Source organism: Paracraurococcus lichenis, from assembly GCF_030657435.1.
In the GTDB taxonomy this organism is placed as follows: Bacteria; Pseudomonadota; Alphaproteobacteria; order Acetobacterales; family Acetobacteraceae; genus Paracraurococcus; species Paracraurococcus lichenis.
The window spans coordinates 1-387 of the sequence record NZ_JAUTWS010000521.1 but is presented as its reverse complement, the minus strand read 5'-3'; the positions used below and the strand labels follow the sequence as shown (position 1 = coordinate 387).

Here is a 387-nt window from a genome sequence, read left to right as displayed (position 1 = left end):
AGTCGGCTGCTCTAATCAGGCGGCCAAGGGTAGGGTGTCCGGTGGGCACTGAGCAAGGCTGCGTAGCTCGGCTCGGACCTGGTTGGGGGTGCGGTAGCCGTGCCGGGCGACAAGCCAGGTGGCGTTGTAATGGGCGACGAAATCCTGCAGCCCGCGACGCAGCTCTTCGACGGTGTCGAAGGTGTGCACCCAGAGGAAGTTCTCCTTCAGGGTACGGATGAAGCGTTCGGCGACACCGTTGCCCTCGGGCTGGCGGACGAAGGAGGGCGAGCTCTCGATGCCGAGGAAGGCGATCTCGTCCTGGAAGTCGCCGGACATGTAGTTCGAACCGTGGTCGTGGCGGAGGGAGAGGCCCTGGGCCACGTCTTTCTCGATGCGGCCGAAGTA

At 64.6% G+C, this 387-nt stretch carries 1 protein-coding gene; it reads right to left on the bottom strand.

Annotated features, from left to right (window positions below; genetic code table 11):
• Nucleotides 1-15: 15 nt before the first annotated feature.
• Nucleotides 16-387, bottom strand: a 372-nt coding sequence (locus Q7A36_RS41070; RefSeq protein WP_305109521.1) for an integrase core domain-containing protein, incomplete at its 5' end; no start/stop codon positions are given.